This window comes from Pannonibacter anstelovis (assembly GCF_036881715.1).
Taxonomy (GTDB): Bacteria; Pseudomonadota; Alphaproteobacteria; order Rhizobiales; family Stappiaceae; genus Pannonibacter; species Pannonibacter anstelovis.
This window is the reverse complement of record NZ_JBAKBF010000001.1, coordinates 237,795-257,208: the sequence shown is the minus strand read 5'-3', so window position 1 is coordinate 257,208 and position 19,414 is coordinate 237,795. Positions and strand designations below refer to the sequence as shown.

Annotated in this window: 19 protein-coding genes and 1 tRNA gene; 4 read left to right on the top strand and 16 right to left on the bottom strand. The window is 62.9% G+C overall.

The features are described from left to right. Positions 1 to 404: 404 nt before the first annotated feature. The 7 genes from V6L75_RS01165 to V6L75_RS01135 all read right to left on the bottom strand — a co-directional run bounded on the left by V6L75_RS01165 (position 405) and on the right by V6L75_RS01135 (position 7,570). A complete protein-coding gene (locus tag V6L75_RS01165; RefSeq protein ID WP_334249702.1) occupies positions 405 to 923 on the bottom strand; it encodes a DUF3237 domain-containing protein in 519 nt (172 codons plus the stop codon). A 21-nt stretch (positions 924 to 944) separates the two neighbouring features. Next, entirely contained in the window at positions 945 to 2,249 is a 1,305-nt protein-coding gene (locus tag V6L75_RS01160; RefSeq protein WP_425498640.1) for a flavin-dependent oxidoreductase, read from the bottom strand. A gap of 188 nt (positions 2,250 to 2,437) precedes the next feature. Continuing rightward, a complete protein-coding gene (locus V6L75_RS01155) occupies positions 2,438 to 2,989 on the bottom strand; it encodes an NUDIX hydrolase (RefSeq protein WP_334249700.1) in 552 nt (183 codons plus the stop codon). Between the two features lie 30 nt (positions 2,990 to 3,019). Further along, positions 3,020 to 3,598 (bottom strand): cysteine hydrolase family protein, encoded by a 579-nt coding sequence (locus tag V6L75_RS01150; RefSeq protein ID WP_334249699.1) that lies wholly within the window; start codon positions 3,596 to 3,598, stop codon positions 3,020 to 3,022. Positions 3,599 to 3,933: 335 nt separating this feature from the next. Next, positions 3,934 to 4,572, bottom strand: a complete 639-nt coding sequence (locus V6L75_RS01145) for a regulatory protein RecX (protein ID WP_334249698.1) — start codon at positions 4,570 to 4,572, stop codon at positions 3,934 to 3,936. 91 nt (positions 4,573 to 4,663) lie between these two features. Beyond that, positions 4,664 to 6,232 carry a DHA2 family efflux MFS transporter permease subunit gene (locus V6L75_RS01140; protein ID WP_334249697.1) on the bottom strand — a complete coding sequence of 523 codons (1,569 nt, stop codon included), beginning with the start codon at positions 6,230 to 6,232 and terminating at the stop codon, positions 4,664 to 4,666. Positions 6,233 to 6,265: 33 nt separating this feature from the next. Beyond that, on the bottom strand, positions 6,266 to 7,570 hold the full coding sequence (locus V6L75_RS01135; protein WP_334249696.1) for an HlyD family secretion protein: 1,305 nt from the start codon (positions 7,568 to 7,570) through the stop codon (positions 6,266 to 6,268). Between the two features lie 204 nt (positions 7,571 to 7,774). Between V6L75_RS01135 and V6L75_RS01130 the strand changes: the two genes are divergently transcribed. Then, positions 7,775 to 8,422 (top strand): TetR/AcrR family transcriptional regulator, encoded by a 648-nt coding sequence (locus tag V6L75_RS01130; protein ID WP_334249695.1) that lies wholly within the window; start codon positions 7,775 to 7,777, stop codon positions 8,420 to 8,422. A gap of 10 nt (positions 8,423 to 8,432) precedes the next feature. Here the strand turns inward: V6L75_RS01130 and V6L75_RS01125 are convergent, their stop codons facing one another. The 7 genes from V6L75_RS01125 to V6L75_RS01095 form a co-directional block, all read right to left on the bottom strand. Then, complete coding sequence (locus V6L75_RS01125) at positions 8,433 to 9,266, bottom strand: MBL fold metallo-hydrolase (protein WP_334249694.1); 834 nt, start codon at positions 9,264 to 9,266, stop codon at positions 8,433 to 8,435. After that, positions 9,263 to 10,051 (bottom strand): TatD family hydrolase, encoded by a 789-nt coding sequence (locus V6L75_RS01120; RefSeq protein WP_334249693.1) that lies wholly within the window; start codon positions 10,049 to 10,051, stop codon positions 9,263 to 9,265. The genes V6L75_RS01125 and V6L75_RS01120 overlap by 4 nt, the downstream gene beginning before the upstream one ends. A 135-nt stretch (positions 10,052 to 10,186) precedes the next feature. Continuing rightward, entirely contained in the window at positions 10,187 to 11,743 is a 1,557-nt protein-coding gene (metG, locus tag V6L75_RS01115) for a methionine--tRNA ligase (RefSeq protein WP_334249692.1), read from the bottom strand. Between the two features lie 98 nt (positions 11,744 to 11,841). Further along, positions 11,842 to 12,912, bottom strand: a complete 1,071-nt coding sequence (locus tag V6L75_RS01110; protein ID WP_334249691.1) for a DNA polymerase III subunit delta' — start codon at positions 12,910 to 12,912, stop codon at positions 11,842 to 11,844. Continuing rightward, positions 12,902 to 13,579 carry a dTMP kinase gene (tmk, locus tag V6L75_RS01105; protein WP_334249690.1) on the bottom strand — a complete coding sequence of 226 codons (678 nt, stop codon included), beginning with the start codon at positions 13,577 to 13,579 and terminating at the stop codon, positions 12,902 to 12,904. Before tmk ends, V6L75_RS01110 begins: the two co-directional genes overlap by 11 nt. A gap of 38 nt (positions 13,580 to 13,617) precedes the next feature. Further along, on the bottom strand, positions 13,618 to 14,733 hold the full coding sequence (locus tag V6L75_RS01100) for a D-alanyl-D-alanine carboxypeptidase family protein (protein ID WP_334249689.1): 1,116 nt from the start codon (positions 14,731 to 14,733) through the stop codon (positions 13,618 to 13,620). Between the two features lie 159 nt (positions 14,734 to 14,892). Then, positions 14,893 to 16,203, bottom strand: a complete 1,311-nt coding sequence (locus V6L75_RS01095) for a septal ring lytic transglycosylase RlpA family protein (RefSeq protein WP_334250001.1) — start codon at positions 16,201 to 16,203, stop codon at positions 14,893 to 14,895. Positions 16,204 to 17,386: 1,183 nt separating this feature from the next. On the opposite strand from V6L75_RS01095, the gene V6L75_RS01090 reads away from it, so the two are divergent. The 3 genes from V6L75_RS01090 to V6L75_RS21075 all read left to right on the top strand — a co-directional run bounded on the left by V6L75_RS01090 (position 17,387) and on the right by V6L75_RS21075 (position 18,034). Next, a tRNA-Ser gene (locus V6L75_RS01090) sits at positions 17,387 to 17,476 on the top strand. 113 nt (positions 17,477 to 17,589) lie between these two features. Then, positions 17,590 to 17,793: a hypothetical protein gene (locus V6L75_RS01085; RefSeq protein ID WP_334249688.1), complete on the top strand. Its 204-nt coding sequence runs from the start codon at positions 17,590 to 17,592 to the stop codon at positions 17,791 to 17,793. Then, positions 17,768 to 18,034, top strand: a complete 267-nt coding sequence (locus V6L75_RS21075) for a hypothetical protein (RefSeq protein ID WP_425498639.1) — start codon at positions 17,768 to 17,770, stop codon at positions 18,032 to 18,034. The genes V6L75_RS01085 and V6L75_RS21075 overlap by 26 nt, the downstream gene beginning before the upstream one ends. Here the strand turns inward: V6L75_RS21075 and V6L75_RS01075 are convergent. Then, entirely contained in the window at positions 18,015 to 18,563 is a 549-nt protein-coding gene (locus V6L75_RS01075) for a GNAT family N-acetyltransferase (RefSeq protein ID WP_334249687.1), read from the bottom strand. The genes V6L75_RS21075 and V6L75_RS01075 overlap by 20 nt on opposite strands. Before the next feature lie 201 nt (positions 18,564 to 18,764). Then, positions 18,765 to 19,187, bottom strand: a complete 423-nt coding sequence (gene ndk, locus V6L75_RS01070) for a nucleoside-diphosphate kinase (RefSeq protein ID WP_094461759.1) — start codon at positions 19,185 to 19,187, stop codon at positions 18,765 to 18,767. Positions 19,188 to 19,414: the final 227 nt, after the last annotated feature.

Below are 19,414 nucleotides of genomic sequence, written 5' to 3'. Positions count from 1 at the left end.
ATTGGTTTGAGGTGGGGAGAGGCCGAGACAAGTTCTGTGCGGCGCTGGCGCCAGACCGGAACTTATCTACAGGAGTGCTGCTGAACGCATTGCGAAATCAGAATTGAATCTGAGTCACCGGTTCATTCTCTCCGCAGCGCTGCCGTGACGAGGGAGAGACCGTAATCAAGTTGAGCGGCGGGTTAGTCCAGGTTGAGCGCCCCTTACAGGTCCCGGCTCAGAGGCCGGGACTGCACGGTGTGCTGGGCCACCTCCGTGCCAACAGCCCGGCCTCCTGCTCCTTGCCTGCCACCACTTCGCACCGCCCCGGCCTTGTGCCGGGGCCTGTAAGGGGAGCACATGCGCTTGCCATGTCATCCCCGCCTTCGCGGGGATGACAAAGCGGGAGGCTGGGGGAATAGTCCTCACTCCACCGCAAACAGGCTGATCACCACGCCTTTGCCGAGCCTTGCGCCACGGCTGACGAAGATGGTGCGGTTGACCCATTGGTAGCGTGGATCACCGGTTTCGAGCCGGGCGGAAGAGCGCATGTAATAGGCGTCGGGGGACACATCGCCGCCTTTGGCAAGCTCTGCCATCACATCCGCCGGGCCGTGGCGGAAGCCGCTGTCGCGCATTTCGATGAGGGCGCCGTCTTCCGTTTCGAAGGCATAGCGGGCATCGAGCACCGCCAGCCCGCCTTCGTGCAGCGTCAACCAGTCCGCGCCCAGATTGAGAATGCGGCCGTTGAGACGGGGGCCGGAGACCGTGCCGCCGGTGATCTGCATGATCTTGCGCTCGCCGCCTCTGCCTTGCCCCATGGCGCGGGGCGGCGCAACCTCGACCCTGAGGTCGCAGACATGCACAAGGCTCGGAGCAGCAAGAGCAGGGGCTTCTGGGGCAGGGGCTTCCCGGCTCGAATCTTCCGGCGTGCGGCTCGTCATTGGCGGCTTCCTTCCATGGTTTCACACGGGAGCAGGGGCTGGCACCCTTGCGCCTTCGGCGATCATGCGCGGGGCAGCGTTGAGGGCGTCCTTGGCAAAGCCGGCAGCGGCCTTGTAGGCGCCCATGAAACTTGCGCGCTCTTCAGGTGAAATCACGTCATCGATGTTGTCAAAGTCACCGCCACAGCGCTCGTCCACCATGTTGAGAAGGCCGAATGGGCCTGCACCACGGTTGCGCAGGATGAGCTGCGAGACAGGGCCGCAGAGCTTTTCGTCATAGGCGGAGAGCGCCTCAGGCGTGACGCCATGGTTCAGCATCATGACGCCGAGCGTGCGCGCATCAATGATGGCCTGGCTCGCGCCATTGGAGCCGGTCGGATACATGGCATGAGCCGCATCACCCATCAGCGCCACCGGACCATCGGCCCATGTGTCCACCGGGTCCCGGTCGATCATCGGGTTTTCATAGGCCACATCCGCACCGCGCAGCAGCGACGGAACATCCATCCAGTCATAGGTCCAGTCGGCGAAGTGATGGAAGAAATCCTCCACCTCAACCTGACGGAACCAGCCGGTGGCATCGCGCTTGCTGATGTCATCATAGGTGACTTCGGCAATCCAGTTGATGCGGGCAAGGCCGGTTTGAGGATCAACGGGCGAAATCGGATAGATGACCATGCGGTGCCGGTGCGAGCCCAGGCCGATGAAGGACGAACCGGTGCGCACCGGCTTTGCCATCGCCGTGCCACGCCACATGACAGCGCCGCCCCAGTGGATCGGCGGCTGATCCGGATGCATCTGCGCACGCACGGCCGAATGGATGCCGTCAGCACCGATCAGCAGCGTGCCGGTTTCTTCACTTGCAGAGCCATCAGAATGGCGGAGCAGGGCGGTGACGGTGCCATCCGGGTTCTTGCGGTAGCCGGTGACCTTCGCCCCCAGAATTGCTGCCTCTTCACCGGCGCGGGCGCGGAAGGTTTCAAAGAGCAGCATGTGCAGCTCGCCCCGGTGCACGGCATATTGCGGCCAGTTGTAGCCGGCCTCCAGCCCGCGCGGTTCGGCGTAGATTTCCTGGCCGTTGCGTCCCACAAGCGCCCATTCCCGCGCCGGAACGCCCACCTTGTCCAGCATGTCCGCCGTGATGCCGAGATCGAACAGCTCGCGCACCGCATTGGGCTGGATATTGATGCCAACGCCCAGAGGCTTCAGCTCGCGCACGGATTCAAACACCTTGCAGCGCACGCCGATCTGATGAAGCGTCAAGGCCAGAGCCATGCCGCCAATTCCGCCGCCTGCGATCAGGACCAGAGGTTCCTTCACCCGCATTCCTCCCCGAGATTGCTTTTGGCAAGGGATATAGCGGGAGCAGGGCGAAATGGGAATGGATTTGGCAGGGAGGGATCAGGCCCTCACCCCATGCTTTGCCCAGACGGCGCGCACATCATCGTCAAACGCAAACGCACCACGCGCCGCCTGTGACCGGGCGGTGGCCAAGGACGCCGTTTCCTCCGGGTTCAATTCACGAACGGCGTGCCCGTTGACTGCCCCAAGCAATCCAGCCCCCTTCGCATCGCCGGGGGAAGGGCGTCTGGTGAGACCCAGCTGAGGGCTGATATCTCGTCAGGATTGGCAAGAAGTGCGCCGGACGGGTTCGCAAAGAGATAGCGCAGATCGATATGGATATGCGCCGGCTCGTTTTTCTTCCTGTTTTCAGGGATGCCGTGGACATCGATATCGATGGGGAGCCCGGCCTGCAGTTGCGCGGTGAGACCGGTTTCTTCGGACAGTTCCCGGGCGGCAGCTTCATGGGGCATTTCTCCGGCATCGATGTGTCCGCCGGGAAACAGCCGTTTTCCGAGCGTGAGATGCTCCACCATCAGGATTTTGCCATCCTGCAGCAGCACGGCACTTGCGGTCACATGCGCCGGAACCGTCGACCGTGCCGTCATGTCCGCATCGCTCCGCCAGAGCTGGTCAATGGCGGAAATCTCATCCTGACGCGCCGGATGGGCAGCGTAAAAAGCGCTGATCAGGTCTTTGATTTCGGTATTGTATTTTGAAAACAATACTTTGTATCCCGAAGCTGAACAAGCCAATCAGCTGGCCGCGATGGCCTTTAGAATGGCAGAAGCCGGCGCAACCGCCGCGATCTTGCCGTCCATATAGGCCAGCGAGACACGGGCATGGTCCTCGTCATAGGAGGCCGTGCAGTCCCGTGCAATGGTGACGCGCAGATCGCGCTGATAGGCATCGATGGCAGTCATGCGGACGCAGGCGTGGGTGTTGATGCCGCACAGAACCACATGACCGGCGCCTATATGCGCCAGCCGGTCTTCAAGGTCTGTCCGGAAAAAGGCGCTGTAGCGTTTCTTGACGATGACCGCATCTCCGGGCCGCCAGTCGAGATCCGCATGAAGCTGCGCGCCGCGCGTGCCCATGATGGTGGCCTTGATATTGCGCACACGCATTTCGGCAAAGGCATCGCTGAGATCGGGTTTGAATTCCTGCCGGACCCAGATGACGGGAAGCCCAGCCATCCGGAACGCCGCGGCCAGCCGGTTGGTCTGCGCAATCAGCTCCGCCGTTCGCCCGGCGTCCCAGCGGTCGAGAAAGTCGTTGAGCAGATCGATGATAATGAGACAATGTGAGGCCATGACGCAAAGCAACCGCAGCACCGTGTCATCCATGTGACGGGTGGCATGTGACGGGTTGGCATGTAACGGGCGGCCTGTGACTGGCGGCCTCGTTTCAGCGCCAATCTCATCACATACAGACAAGTTCCATAATATATCTTATCCGACTTTTTTGGATCCCGCAGGCACCCTTCATTCTGCCAAAGGCCTTCGCGCTGTGACGGTGGATCATTCGGCTTGTGGGACACCTCAAACCGGTGAGCAAAGATCTGACAGCTCCAGACGGCAGGAACAAACCGTATGCACCCCGGCTCAACGGTCCAGGCTCGCGCTGCGCTTGGCTGGAATGACGATGGAACGGTGCTGTATGAGGCTGCTCACTCTTCCATTGCCTCCACGTCCTGCAAGGCGGCGCGTGCGGCGGAGATGGAGTGGCCGGCACGGCACATGGCCGCCATGTCCTTGCGGTCCTTGTCGCGGCGGGTTTCCGGGTTCTCGTCTGCGTGCCCCTTGCGCCACGGCCCGAGCCTGCGCCGCTGCGCAAAGCGGCGTGCGGCGCTGGCGTCCGAGGTTTCGTCCTGATCCAGCACCGCGTCGATCATCTGACGTGCCACACCTTTGGCCCCCAGCTGCGCGGCGATCTTTCGCGTGGAGGCTCCCTTGCGGCGCAGGCTGGCCAGTTTGGTTTCGGCAAAGCTGCGGTCGTTGACCAGTCCGCTGCGGCTGCATTTGTCCAGCACCGCCTCGATCATCGGCGCATAGGCGCTTGCATCCGTGCCATGATGACGGGCAGCGCGGGAAACCTTGCGCTCCAGCACGAGCCGCAGATTGGCCAGCGACGTGGCGTAGCGCTCCAGATAGGCCAGGGCCTGCCGCGTGAGGCGCTCCTCCGTCGGAATGCGCGGTGCCCGGCGTTGTCCCTTGCCGCCAGCGGACTTTGCAGATCCCGGACTTTCGTCACTGCTGCTGGCTGTCCGGGCGCTGTCCGGATGGTCCTGCGCGCCGTCATCGGCCATGAAGCCCTCCGAAAATCCGTTCCATACCAATCAAGGTATTGGAAATGTTGGATTTTTCAAGGATAAAATGGCCGCATCTCACTGGAGGGCATCAGTGCCCTCCTCCGCCGCCGCCGGCAAGATTTGGTTTTTCGACAAAGAAGATGGCGGCCAGCAGGCAGACGAACAGCAGCGTCAGCAGCATGAACATGTCGATGAAGGACATGATGAAAGCCTGCTCCGTGACCATGCCCTTCACGGCATTGAGGGCCGCTGTGGGAGCCGTATCGCCCAGCGGCGCATAGGCCTGCGTCAGCATGGACATGGTCTCCTGCACCGGCTCACGGGCGCCATTGACGCTTTCGGCAAGGCGCTCGTAGTGGAAGGCGCGCCGTTCGGTCAGGAAGGAGTTGATCAGCGCAAGGCCCACGGCACCGCCGAGGTTTCGCGTCAGATTAAACAGGCCGGAGGCGTTCTTGATCATCTGCGGTGGCAGCATGCCAAGGGCGATGTTGTTGATCGGCACCATGCACAGCATCAAGGAGCAGCCGCGCAGGATCTGCGGCAGCAGCAGCTCGTAGAAATCCCAATCCTGCGTCAGGCCCGTCACCAGATAGGTGCCAAGCGCAAAGCCGCCAAAGCCGATGCCCATCATCACGCGCGGATCGAGCACGCTCATCAACCGGCCGGCCACCGGCGCGGTCAGGAACATGGCAAGGCCGCTGACGAACATGGTCTCGCCGATCTGCAGCGCGGTGTAGCCGCGGATGCCGGAGAGATAGACCGGATAGAGATAGGTCAGGCCATAAAGCCCGATGCCCATGACGAAGCTGAACAGGCTGCCCATGGCGAAGTTCTTGTTGCCGAAGGCGCGCAGATCCGCAACCGGCTCATCCACCGTGAATGCCCGGTAGAAGAACAGCAGCGCGGCGGCACCCGAGAGCACGGAGAACAGGACGATGTGCTCGCTCTGGAACCAGTCGTCGTTGGTCCCCTCCTCCAGCACGTATTCGAGCGAGCCGAGGAATACCGCCATGGCGGCAAAGCCGGTCCAGTCGAACTTGTCGAGAAGGCTCATGTCCGGCTCGTCGAAGTCGATCAGTGTAACGGCGGCAATGGTCACGAAAACGCCGGGAATGACGTTGATCAGGAACAGCCAGTGCCAGGACATGAAGTCGGTGAGATAGCCGCCCAGCGTCGGGCCGATCGTCGGGGCCAGGGTTGCGACGAGGCCGATGACCGGCGACACGATGCTGAATTTCTCGCGCGGGAAAATCAGATAGGCCGTCGCAAACACGGTGGGGATCATGCCGCCACCCAGAAAGCCCTGCAGCGTGCGCCAGAGGATCATTTCGTTGATGGTCGTGGCCGTGGCACACATGAAGCTCATGGCGGTGAAGCCGCCGGCGGAAATGGCGAACATCCAGCGGGTCGAGAGCATGCGCGACAGATAGCCGGACAGCGGGATCATGATCACTTCGGCGATCAGATAGCTGGTCTGCACCCACGGAATTTCATCGCTGGAGGCGCCAAGCCCGGCCTGGATCTCGGACAGGGAGGCCGAGACGATCTGGATGTCCAGGATCGCCATGAACATGCCGAAAACCATGCACAGGAAGGTCAGCATCCTGCGTGTGGTGACGACGGGTTGGGCCGGAGCGGCCATCGTTGTATCTGTCATGTTGCGTCCGCCGCCCTTGTGGGGCGCCCGCTGTCAGCGGGCGCTCGCGGTCTTGCTGCCGGGAAGGCCCGTTATCCGCGTGCCGGTGCGGGTATCGACCTCAACGACCACCGACATGCCGGGGCGCAGGACGGAAGCGCCCTCCTCGCTCACCGGCACGGAAATGCGCACCGGCACGCGCTGCACCACCTTGGTGAAGTTGCCCGTGGCATTCTCGGACGGCAGCAGGCTGAAGACGGAGCCGGTCGCCGGGGACAGGCTCTTCACCGTGCCATGCAGCTCCAGCTCCGGATAGGCATCGACGGTCACCTTCACCGAAGCGCCGGGCTGGATGGCGTCCAGCTGGGTTTCCTTGAAATTGGCATCGATCCGGGCATCGGCCAGCGGCACGATAGAGGCGACGCGGCTGCCGGTCTGCAGGAGCGAGCCCACCTGCGCCGCCCGGTTGCCGACAACGCCAGAAACCGGCGCCCGCACCACCGTGAAATCCAGGTCCCGTTCAGCCTTCTCCAGCGCGGTGCGCGCCGAAGCCACGGCCTGTTCGGCTTCCTTCTTCTGGCTTTCCAGTACGGCCACATTGGCTTCTGCGACAGAAACCGCTGCCCTGCTGCTTGAAACCGTGGCAGACGCATCGCGCATGTTGGCAAGGGCCGTGTCCAGAGAAGCCTGGCTCGACACCTTGCCCTCTGTCAGCTTGACTTGCCGCTCATAACTGGCCTTTGACTCGATCTCGCGGGCCAGCGCGGCTTCCACGGAGGCCTTTGCCTGTTCGACGGAGGCTTTGCCAGCGATGATCTGGCGGGCAATGCGCTCCACTGCCGCTTCGGCGCTGGCCACACTGTCCTTGGCAGATTGCACGGCCAGCCGGTAGTCGCCATCGTCAATGCGGGCGATCACCTGCCCTGCTTCCACATGCTGATTGTCGGTCGCCTCAATGCTGGCCACATAGCCCGACACCTTGGACAGGACCGTGGTGATGTCGGCAGAGACATAGGCATCATCCGTTGATGCCATGAAGCGGCCGTGCGTCCACCAGGCGTAGCCCTCATAGGCTCCTGCTGCGATGGCCACCAGGAGGATGGCGCGCAGAACCTTGCCCGCCTTGCCCTTTTTCTTCGCCGTAGTGCCGCCCTCTCTTGCCTCTTGTCCGGAGGCAGGCTGCGGGTCTCCCTGGGCATTCCGGGCACGGGTGGGGGATGGTGCTACCGGGTTGCCAGCGGGAGACCCGCTGCCATCCGCCGCGGGTGCAGCCGCGCGGCGTTCCTCTCCACCGCCGGTGGGGGTACCGGAAGCGGGGGATTGTGTTTCTGTCTTGAGACGTGTGGCAGTGGTGGTCACGGCGGGGGGAGCCTTCGTTGTATGCCTTTCGCACATAAATAGTTTGACTGAACGGTTCGGTCAATAGATGATTTGGGCAAGCGCCCTCCAGAAAAAGAGCCCTTCCCCCACTGAAATAACGGCATCTTCCGGGTGGAGTTTGACAGAGTGCCCTTCACGAACCTACGTAGGGGCAACGCCGCTGCGAAAAAGTTGAAACGGATCATGACCGCACAGGATGCACAGGTAGACGGAGATAAGTCCGGCCAGACCGCCAATGCCAAACGCCACCAGATTCTGGATGGCGCACGCCGTGTGTTCCGTGCCAATGGCTTTGACGGGGCCAGCATGGAAACCATCGCCCGTGAGGCCGGGGTGTCGAAGGGCACGCTCTATGTCTATTTCGACAGCAAGGAAGCCCTGTTCAAGGCGCTGATCCTGAAGGACAGGCAGATGCAGCCTGAGCATTGCCTGACTGATCTCGACGACAGCGCACCGCTTTTCGAGGCCCTGATGCGGCTCGGCGGGGTCTATCTGTCCCGGATGATCCTTCCCGAAACCATCTCGACCCTGCGCATGGTGGTCGGTGCATCGGAAAAATTTCCGGAGTTTGGCGCCCTGCTCTATGAAGAAGGCCCGAAGAAGGGCATACGCCACCTCAAGCAGTTCCTGTTGCACCGGCACGAGATCGGCCAGATCGTCGATTGCGATCTGGAGCTGGCCGCCACACAGTTTCTGGATCTGTGCATCGCAGGCACCATGCGCCGGATGCTCCTTGCCTCGGGCTCGTCTCCCACGCCAGCCGAACAAGAGGCGATCATTGCCGCCGCCGTGCGCGTGTTCATGAAGTCCTATGCGGTGGACAATGGCTGACTGAGGCCGGTCAGTCCGAAGACCCGGGGGCCGCTGCCCCGCCCGCCAGCCTGATCACCATGCCGTCATGGGCGGGTTTCACATGCTGCGGCAGCTCACGGCAGAGCGTGGCATAGTCCATATCGTTGTGCATGTTGGTCAGGATGGCCTGTGCGGGCTTCAGGCTTGCGATCCAGTGCAGCGCATCATCCAGCGAGAAGTGACTGGGGTGCGGTGTGCGGCGCAAGGCGTCGATGATGAACAGCCGCAGACCGGCAAACCGCACGACTTCGCTTTCGGGAATCTCCGACACATCAGGAAGATAGACGATATCCTGAAAGCGGAAGGCGAGCGAGTCGATCTCCCCGTGGTGGACCGGTATGGGCAGGAAGCTGATTGGCCCGCCTGCTCCGGTGATCACGGTTTCCACGCCTGCCGTCAGCCGCCGCTCGTCAAGGATCGGCGGATATGAAGATCCTGGAGGCGTCTCGAAGCAATAACCGAAAGCTGCATGAGCCCGCGCGGATGTGGGCTCGTCCATATAGACCGGCACCTTCATGCGGTTGCGCAGCGCCAGCATCCTCAGGTCATCGATGCCATGCAGGTGGTCCGCGTGGGCGTGGGTGTAGATCACGGCGTCGAGGTAGCCGACCCCGGCCTCCAGCAGCTGGGCGCGCATGTCCGGCCCGGTGTCGATCAGCACCGTGGTCTCGCCGCCCTCGCCCCTCTGGCGGACAAGCAGAGCGCAGCGGCTGCGGCGGTTGCGCGGCTCGGCCGGATCACAACGTCCCCAGTCGTCACCAAGACGCGGCACGCCCCCTGATGATCCGCAGCCAAGGATGGTGATCTCCAGCTCTGCGCTCATTCTGCCTCCGGCCGTTTCGCCTTGGAGAAGAGACGGAAGAAATTCTCCGTCGTCTGCCGCGCCATCTCCTCTGCGCTCACGCCATGCACTTCGGCAAGGGTCTGCGCGGTGAAGGCCGTATAGGCTGGCTCGTTCCTCTGGCCGCGCTTGGGCTGAGGGGCAAGATAAGGCGCATCGGTTTCGACCAGCAGCCGGTCAAGCGGCACGCTGGCGGCAATCTCGCGGATTTCCTCCGAGCGCTTGAACGTCAGAATGCCGGAGAAGGACACATAAAGCCCCAGTTCAACCCCGCGCCGGGCAAGCTCTGGCCCTGAAGAGAAGCAGTGCAGCAGCGCCGGAAACGCCCCCTGCCCCATTTCCTCGCTCAGGATGGCCATCATGTCCTCATCCGCATCACGCGAATGGATAACCAGCGGCAGCTGGGTGCGCCGGGCCGCCTCGATATGGGTTCTCAACCCCTGCGCCTGCGAGGCCCGCGGTGCCTTGTCGTAAAAATAGTCGAGCCCGGCTTCGCCAATCGCCACGACCTTCGGATGCTGCGCCAGCTTCACCAGTTCGTCCGCCGTCACGTCCAGTTCCTCATGGGCGTTGTGCGGATGGGTTCCGACCGAGCAGTAAACGCTGTCATAGGCTTCCGCGATGGCCAGCACTTGCGGGAACTTGCGTACCCGGGTGGAGATCGTGACCATCAGCTTCACGCCTGCCGCATGGGCGCGAGCAATCACCTCGTCCCGCTCGGCTTCGAAGTCGGGGAAATCGAGATGGCAATGACTGTCGACAAGCATAGGGAAGCCTTGTGGGAAACCTTGTGGATAACATGCGGGCAATCCATGTGGAGAACCGGTGTGCTCCGCTGTGGATCGCGATCATAACATTATGAAAGAGCGGGGTTTTCCCCGCCCTTTCGAATCTGGGGCGGCTTATGCGTCCGCCTGTTCCGGTTCCACGTAGCGCGGGAAGGCCGGCTCGGGCTTCGGGATTTCCACGCCAGCGGCAAGCCGTCCGCCTGCGCCAAGCGTTGCGAAGCTGCGTGCGCCCGCCGGTACCGAGAGGTTGTCCAGCAGCTTGGCCGCTGCAGTGGGGGTCACCGGCTGAGCCAGAATGGCGATCTGGCGGATCACTTCGGCCGTGACATAGAGCACCGTGTTCATGCGCTCCGGATCGGTCTTCTTCAGTGCCCAGGGCTCCTGCGCGGCGAAGTAGCGGTTGGCTTCGGCCACACAGGCCCAGATGCAGGCAAGGCCTGCATGGATTTCCTGCTTGCCGAAAGCGGCACGGCAGGTCTCCAGCATGGCATCGGCCTGCGCCAGAATGGCCTCGTCGGCTGGCTGCAAGGCACCCGGCTGCGGCAGCTTGCCATCGCAGTTCTTGGAGATCATCGACAGGGAGCGCGACGCCAGATTGCCAAGGTCATTGGCAAGGTCCGCATTGATGCGGTTGACGATCGCCTCGTGGCTGTAGTTGCCGTCCTGTCCGAAGGGCACCTCGCGCAGGAAGAAATAGCGGGTCTGGTCGAGGCCGTAATGCTCGATCAGGCTGAAGGGATCGATGACGTTGCCGACCGACTTCGACATCTTCTCCCCGCGGTTGAACAGGAAGCCGTGAGCATAGACACGCTTGGGCAGCGGAATGCCGGCCGACATCAGGAAGGCAGGCCAGTAGACCGCATGGAAGCGGATGATGTCCTTGCCGATGATATGGGCATCCGCCGGCCAGTAGGACCAGCGTGCGTCGCTCTCATCCGGGAAGCCTGCGCCGGTAATGTAGTTGGTGAGCGCATCCACCCAAACATACATCACGTGCCGCTCGTCGCCCGGCACCGGGATGCCCCAGTCAAAGGTCGTGCGCGAAACGGACAGGTCCTTCAGGCCGCGGCTGACGAAGCTGACGATCTCGTTCCGGCGCTCGGACGGGCCGATGAAATCGGGATTGGCCTCATAATGGGCCAGCAGCTTGTCCTGATAGGCGGACAGGCGGAAGAAGTAGCTCTCCTCCTCCACCCATTCCACCGGCGTGCCTTGCGGGCCGTAGCGCACGCCATCAGCGCGCACTTCTGTCTCGCCCTCCTGATAGAAAGCCTCGTCACGCACGGAGTACCAGCCGGAATAGCTGTCCTTGTAGATGTCGCCATTTGCCGCCATCCGCTTCCAGATTTCCTGGCTCGACTTGTGGTGCCGCTCCTCGCTGGTGCGGATGAAGTCGTTGTTGGTGCAGCCGAGGGCCTCCACCATGGCGCGGAAGCGGGCCGAGTTGCGGTCCGCCAGTTCCTGCGCGGTGATGCCTTCCTTGCGCGCCGTCTGCAGCATCTTCTGCCCGTGTTCATCCGTGCCCGTCAGGAAGAACACATCCTTGCCATCCAGCCGCTGGAAACGGGCCATCGCATCGGTGGCAATCGCCTCATAGGCATGGCCAATGTGCGGCACACCGTTGGGATAGGAAATGGCCGTGGTGATGTAGTAGCGGGGCTTGTCGGTCATGACGCTTCGGATGCTTTCGGGCGAGAACTGGCTACAAACGGGAGAAACAGACGGACATGCGTCCGGTCATCAGCAGGTGCCTTGCGGGCGGCAAGGCTTCATGCAGGCATTCGCATGGCCTCGGAGAGGGACCGGAACACGTCGATGACTACCTGTTTCTTGTCAAGATTGAGCGCCTCGGCATCCGCCGCCGCGCGGCCCATCTTTTCCCATACCTCGGTCCACCTGACAAGCCGTGAGCCGTGCCCCGCGTCCGGTCCGCGCAACTGTGCATGTATCCAGTCCCGCGCCACCGAGAGGAAGGCTTCCCAGTTGTCGGTTTCACCGCGCGCCGAAACGAGATCGGCAAAGGCATGCAGCGCCACGGGATCGACGCGCGGCAGGCTGGAGGCGAGATTATGGAAGCCCTGCGTCACTGCGAGTCCCTCGCCCGCCAGCAGCAGCAAGGCCGAGCGCAGGCTGCCGCCCGCAAAGCGCGCCACATCCGCCATGGCGGTGGGATCAGCAGCGCTTCCCATGCCGGTGAGTGCCTGTGTCATGGCACGCTCGTCCAGCGGATGCAGATCAAGCCTGCGGCAGCGCGAGCGGATGGTCGGCAGCAGACGGCCCGGTGCGTGCGACAGCACGAAAAACAGGGAGTTCGCAGGCGGCTCTTCCAGGATTTTCAGAAGCGCATTGGCGGAACTGGCGTTCATGTCATCCGCTGCATCGACGATGCAGATCCGCAGCCCCTGCCCGGACGCTGTGGTGCCGAAGAAGGACACGGTGCGCCGCACCTCATCGACCGGCAGATCGGTCTTGAAGCGCTTCGTCTTCTCGTTATAGGGCCTGCGCAAATGCAGCACATTGGGGCTGGCACCCGCCGCAATCTGGCGGCTGACGATATGCCCCTCGGGCACGGCAAGGCTGGTGGCAGCGGCAACGTCTGCGGAAAATCTGTCCGGGTGGGCCAGCGCAAACCGGGCAAAGCGGAAGGCAAGTGTTGCCTTGCCGATGCCTTTCTGCCCGCCCACCAGCCAGGCATGGTGGAAGCGCGGCGAGCGGTAGGCCTCGATCAGCTCCCGCTCCGCTGCGTCATGCCCGACAAGCAAAAACTGCTCGCGCGGCAGCGGCACACCATCAATGGCGTCAGCTTCCGGAACGGCCTCGATTTCCGCGTTACGCGCCATGAACGGGTCCTGCGCCTTGCCGGTTCTTCAGGCCGAAGCGGGAGGACACCACCTGCCAGATGGCTTCTTCGACTTCGCCCGCATCCTGGGCACCATCAATAACCACGATACGGTCCGGTTCGGCGTCCGCAAGCTCCAGAAAAAGCTGCCGCCGCCGTTCATGGGTCTCCAGGGTGTCGGTCTCGAACCGGTCCGGGCTGCTGCCGCTGGCATTCTGCGCCCTCGTGTCCACCCGTTTCAGGCCGATGGCAGCCGGAACGTCGATGAGCACCGTCAGGTCAGGCCTCAGGCCGTTTGTGGCCGTCACTTCCAGCACATCCAGCACTTGCGGCTCTACGCCTGCTTCCCCCTGATAGACCCGCGTCGAATCGGCATAGCGGTCACACAGCACCCACTGCCCGCGCTCCAGCGCCGGGCGGATGGTCACGTCCACATGGTCGGCACGGGCGGCGGCAAACAGCATGGCCTCGCCGCGCGGGCCCAGCTTGCGCGCAGCACCCGACAGTAGCACTTCGCGGATCATCTCCGCGCCCGGCGAGCCGCCCGGTTCACGTGTGAGGGTCACGTCCAGCCCCTGTTGCTGCAGACGCTCGCGCAGGCGCCGGATCTGGGTCGACTTGCCGGCCCCTTCCCCGCCTTCAAATGTGATGAACCGCCCCAGCGCCAAGGAAACTCTCCAACTCATGCGCCCCGCAGGGCGCTGTATCATAACCAGCCGAACAACAACTGGCGCACACCATTCATGGCCCGCTGGCTTAATGTGCCCTCACGGATGTCACTGCCCGTCAGAAGCGGAGCCCGGTAGACGACGGCATCATCCGGCCCCAGCACCCTGATTTCGCCCGCGAGGGCCCCTTTTTCAACCGGCGCAATCAACGGCCCCTCATAAACGGCGCGCAGACGGTAATTCATCGTCCCGCCGTTTGGCAGCAGGACATCGACATTCTGTGCCGCCACCAGAGGCACCTCCCCTGCCGTACCGCCGAACACGCGGGCGCTGGCCACCTGCGCCCCGGCATCAAACAGGCGGTTGAGGGTAAAGGCATCCCAGGCGCCTTCGACAAGGTCCTTAACCGACGCCAGCCGCGCCTTGTCGCTGGGAAGGCCGGAGAGGGCCGCGATCACACGCCGCCCGTCCCGCTCCACAGAGACAAGACCGCTGAACCCGCCCGGTTCGCTCTGCCCTGCTCCCAGCCCGTCAAGGCCGGTGACATTGCCCAGAAACGGGTTCTTCGCACGCTGGAAGATATTGTTCCAGGTGAACTCCGGCTGGCTGAACAGACCGTACCGGTCCTTGTGCTCACTCAGAATATACCCCGCCAGCAGGCTGAGATCGCGTGCCGTCACCTTCGCGCCCGGTGCAGGATAGCCTGTTGGATTGGCAAAGTGCGTGTTCTTCATGCCAAGCCTGGTGGCAAGCGCATTCATCCTCTCCGCGAAGGCCTCCTCGCTGCCCGCGAGCCCCTCGGCCAGCACGATGGCCGCGTCATTCGCATTATGGACAATGAGCCCCTGCAACAGATCGGAGATGGCGATCTGCGACTTCACGGACGCAAACATCGTCGCCCCGCGTGACGGCGCACCACCTGTGCGCCAGGCATGCTCGCTGACGGTGTAAAGCGTCTCGGGGGTAACCTCTCCAGCCTTCAGCGCATCAAAGACGGCGGCTGCAGTCATCACCTTGGCGAGTGAGCCCGGCTCGAACGGTTGATCCGGCGCCTTCGCATAGAGCAGCGTGTTGCTGGACTGATCGACAAGGATGGCTGTCACCGCCTTCGTCGCAAGCACATCCTGCGCGGCGGCGTCTTGTGGTGAGAACACGCCTAAAACCAGAAACCCTGCGGCAAGGACCGCAAGGCTGAAAGATCTAACCCTTGTCTGTAGCGGCCGCACGGCCATTCCACCCTGCCCGGTCATGTCCCGCACATGTTCCACCTGGCCCGTTTCAGGCCCGGTCGAGGCCGGGCGCTGGCCACGAAATCAGCGGCTCAGCTTCTGAAGGGGCGTCGCGCTGCTCTCGAACGTTTCGAACGCGCCGAAAACACCATTGATACGGTCGTTTGCCGCATAGGACGACACGGCGCCGCCACGCAGCAGGTTGCGCGGTGCGTTAAGTCCCGGCTGCCAGATCATCTGGGGCTGGGCGGCTGCGGGGTCCTGATAGGCAGCTGGTGCCGCATTCACCGGCGATGCCGCGGGTACGCGGATCGTACCAAGGGTCTGCGGCTGCGCCCCCAGCGTCTGGACGGCGGGAGCGGGAACTGGAACCTCAGCCCCGGTCACGGCAGCCGGGCTCATGATGGCCTGAGCCTCGGTGGCCGCAGGAGTGGCATTAACCGCAGATACAGCCGGGCTTGCCGAGGCAACCATGATCTGCGCAGAGCTCTCGTAGGCAACCGCCGGATCGAAGGCGATCATGTAGGACGGGTCAAGCTGCGGATGGGTCGTGCCTGAGGTGGAGGCCACTGTCACCGGCTGCGGCAAGGTCAAAGGACGCGGCCGGGGCGCAAAGCTCGGTACATAGTTCGTGCTGCCCGCGCCCTGCGCCAGCGGCTCGGCGGAAGCCACCATGACATTGGCTGCCGGTGCCGCAGCAGGAGCTTCAGCCAGCATGGTTCCCGGCATCGTTCCGCCCGGTGTCACGGCGCCCGGCCCTTCATAGCTGGCCAGCAGAAACTCTTCATCCCTGCCGTCCATACGCGCCGGACCGATGTATTCCACCTTCACCTTGCCGATGCCGGACTGTTTGGTGCCCAGCATCTTGGCGACGCGCTGCGACAGATCGATCTCGCGGTTGCCGTGGAACGGCCCGCGGTCGTTGACGCGCACGATCATCGAGCGGCCATTTTCCACGTTTGTGACGCGGGCATAGGACGGAAGCGGCATGGTGGTGTGCGCAGCGGTCAGCGAGTGGCGGTCATAAATCTCGCCATTGGCCGTCTTGCGTCCATGGAAGGCCTCGCCGTACCAGGAGGCAAAACCAACCTTCGTGTAGCCTGGCACTTCCTTGGGATAGTACCAGCGACCTGCCACCTTGTAGGGCTTGCCGACGATGGCGCGGCCACCGCCCTTGGGCACCGGCTTGCCATCGGCCACAACGCGGGGGCTGGCCTTCACGCCGTATTTTGATTCAGGAAAATATTCGGAAGAGCGTTTCTTGGGCGCGCTCTCGCAGGCTGCCAGTGCAAGCGCCGCGGAGAGTGCGATCATCAGTTTCAGGGCGGGCTTGCGGAGTTTAACACCGCCTGCCTCCTGAGCGTCCTTGCTGGCGCACACAGCCTCTTCAGCCATTGCTGCCACCGGGCGTTTCCCCAAACCTTGCATCCTGCCGTCCCACTCACAACGCGTCTGGCGGCCCCAGCACACGCGCTCCATAAAGCCGGTTTCCCGGCGCTGTCTCGCGGTTGCGCAAACTGACCGTTAGGCCCCTTGCGCGCAAGTGCATTCCGCCCCCGCAGAAATGCAACAGCCGCAGTTAATCGCATAGTGGTTACCTGATCCTTACTGCTTCGCCAAGTCCCAAACCGCCGCAGCACACGCCAAACCACCTGAGGTGCACCGCAAAGTCCCGGATTGCCGGTTTTCCGCCATTTGCGGAGGCTTCTCCAAACTGAAGGCAGAGAGAAACAATTTACCATATCGGGAGCCAAGCGGATGGCCGTGCCCGAATCCTGCGCTTCGGGTGCGCAGGCGTCCTTCAGGACGCCTGCTTCCCCTCGCAAGACTCGCTGGAAGTTTTGACGCAGCGCCTCCGCTGTCACTCATTCACGCCCGCCCTCTCCTGCCGTTCCCGGCAGTCCCTTCCCTTGCATGACCTTCATTGCATCACTTTGTGATCGCCATCACAAACAGCCGCGCCGGCACCGCCTAAGGTGATTTCACTGCAACGGGCCGCCCCGCCCTGCGCAGGCTGGGGCCCTCCCGGCAACGGCCGCTGATCCTGCACCCCTGCCCACGACACGCCGGATCAGCGGCCCCCTACGGGGGACACACGGCGGGCAATTCTTCCTGACAATGCAATGATGCGCTGCGCGGACACCGCCGTTCTTTGCGTAAGGGGGCGGCTCGCCGCAGCGCCGCCCCGGACGGAGCGCAGCGGAGATCCGGGGCCCGCTCGTTTCCAGAGAAAAGCCGAATCCTGCAAAATTTCCCGCAAAGACATCATTGCGCATCTGCCGTAGCCGCCACACATCACGTGAGCCGCTCTGCAAACGAGTGGTTCCCGGGTCTGCGCTCCGCTTCGCCCGTGATGACCGCCGAAGGATACGGCAAGGCTGAGACCGTCTTTCCGCATCAATCCAGCTGTTCCGGAGATGCGCCCCAAGGTGGCGCCCGCCCCGTCCCCGAGCGTTTTCAGCTAATGTTTCTGCGAGGTTTTCAGGCAGAGCTCTCTGGCAAGTTCCGGGCAGTCCTCACAAATTCACACCGCCCCGCTTGACATTCCCCCTCAAAGCCCCGAAACGGTTTGCAGAACGGAAGAGTGGCCGAGTGGTTTAAGGCACCGGTCTTGAAAACCGGCGTAGGTGAGAGCCTACCGTGGGTTCGAATCCCACCTCTTCCGCCATCGCCACATCCATTATCATCCGCCAGCGCCCATTTTCTGTTGTAAGCTGCCATTTTGGGCGGCTTTCTTGTCCGCGCCCGTCCATCGTCATCCACGACCAGCAAAAACAGAATGTGGGCGCAGATGATGCCGGCCGCGATCCGCTCATTCAGGCTTTTACCTACAGCCGGCAGCATGTCGCCCTTCTCCCGGAAACAGGCGCCTACAAGACCGGCCAGTACATCCGCGGCAGGCGCGCCGGTGACAGCTTCGGTGAGGTGGGCATGGACACCGCTCCGCAGAATCAGCCCCATGACCGCTATGTTGACGGCGAATGAAATGAACCTTGCGCCCATGCCCATGCCCGAAGCCATGCCTGTCCGCTCCCGCGGCACAGCAGCGGTTGCGGTGTTGGTGACCGGCGTGTTGGTGAAGCCAAGGCCGATCCCCTCGCAGTCCATCGTGCTGCATTCGTCGCTGACCGGCGCCAGAACCCGCGAAACCCTGCGCGCCATCACGGCGGTGCTCAGCGAACACCGCCGCAACAGCAACCGGCAGATCAGCCTTCCGGCAGAGTGAGACCTGTTTCCCACTCCTTGCGCAGCAGGGCGAACTGGAATGTGTTCTCATAGACCGGATTGCCCGCTGAATCATTGCGGAAGCTGATGTATTCCAGAAGCAGGCCTTCCTTGCGCATGCCCAGCTTTTCGCACAGGCGCTGCGAGGCCATATTGTGGTCTTCCACATAGGCATAGACCCGGCGGGCCTTGCAGGTGGTGAAGAGATGGGTGAAGAGCGCCCGCGCCGCCTCCAGCGCATAGCCTGCGCCGCCATAGGCGGGATTGAAGTTCCAGCCCACGGACCAGCTGTCCTCTTCCTGCATGGCGAAGACATCACCGATCAGTATGCCCGTGTCCTTCAGGGTTACCGCGAGATATTCGTCATCCAGGCCGCGCTTTCCAGCCTCCGCTTCGGCAGCCTCAAGGCTCTCAAGCCGCATCGACAGGAAGCAGCTCGCCACAGGCTCGCGCAGATAGGCATAGAGCCCTTCGCCATCGCCGCTTCGGAAATTGCGGATGATCAACCGGGCCGTTTCAATCGGCTGCATGAAAACTCCATGGTCAAATCTCTGTCCGGTGCCCCTGTGCCCGGCCGGGCCACTCCAGCGCCGCCCCGCAGGTGGGGCTTTGTCCGGGAAGTTCAATGACAAGAGTGCCGCCAGCACCGCTATTTCCCTGTGGGGACAAGCAAAAAGGCCAGCCTCTTGTGAGGCCGGCCTTTCCGCATTTTTCAGGAAATGTCAGGCCGATCAGCCGACGATTTCGTGACCGGCGAACCAGAAGGCGATTTCTTCGGCAGCGGTTTCCGGAGCGTCGGAGCCGTGCACGGAGTTTTCGCCGATGGACAGGGCGAAGAGCTTGCGGATGGTGCCTTCGTCAGCGTTGGCCGGGTTGGTGGCGCCCATCACTTCGCGGTTCTTGGCGATGGCGTTCTCGCCTTCCAGAACCTGAACGATGGTCGGGCCGGAGGACATGAACTCGGTCAGTTCGCCGAAGAACGGACGGTCCTTGTGGACGGCGTAGAAAGCTTCAGCCTGACGCTGGCTCATCCACACGCGCTTGGAAGCAACGACGCGCAGGCCGGCTTCTTCGAGCTTCGCGGTGATGGCGCCGGTCAGGTTGCGCTTGGTGGCGTCCGGCTTGATCATGGAGAAAGTGCGTTCGATGGCCATTGGTCTCATCCTTTAAAAATACGGCTGCCGCGCATGCGGCGGTGAAGTGTGTGAAGGCCGCCCTTTCGGAGCGGCCGCGTTGCGCTGCGCCCCATCAGCTGACGGGCGCGGAAACTTGGCCGTTCCTATAGCTTTGCCTCGCGCGCCCCGCAAGGGGGGCGGCGCGAAAGACATGGGCGCTTTGCGCAAAGACGCTGGCGGCACGTTGCCCTCTTGCAATGCGGGCC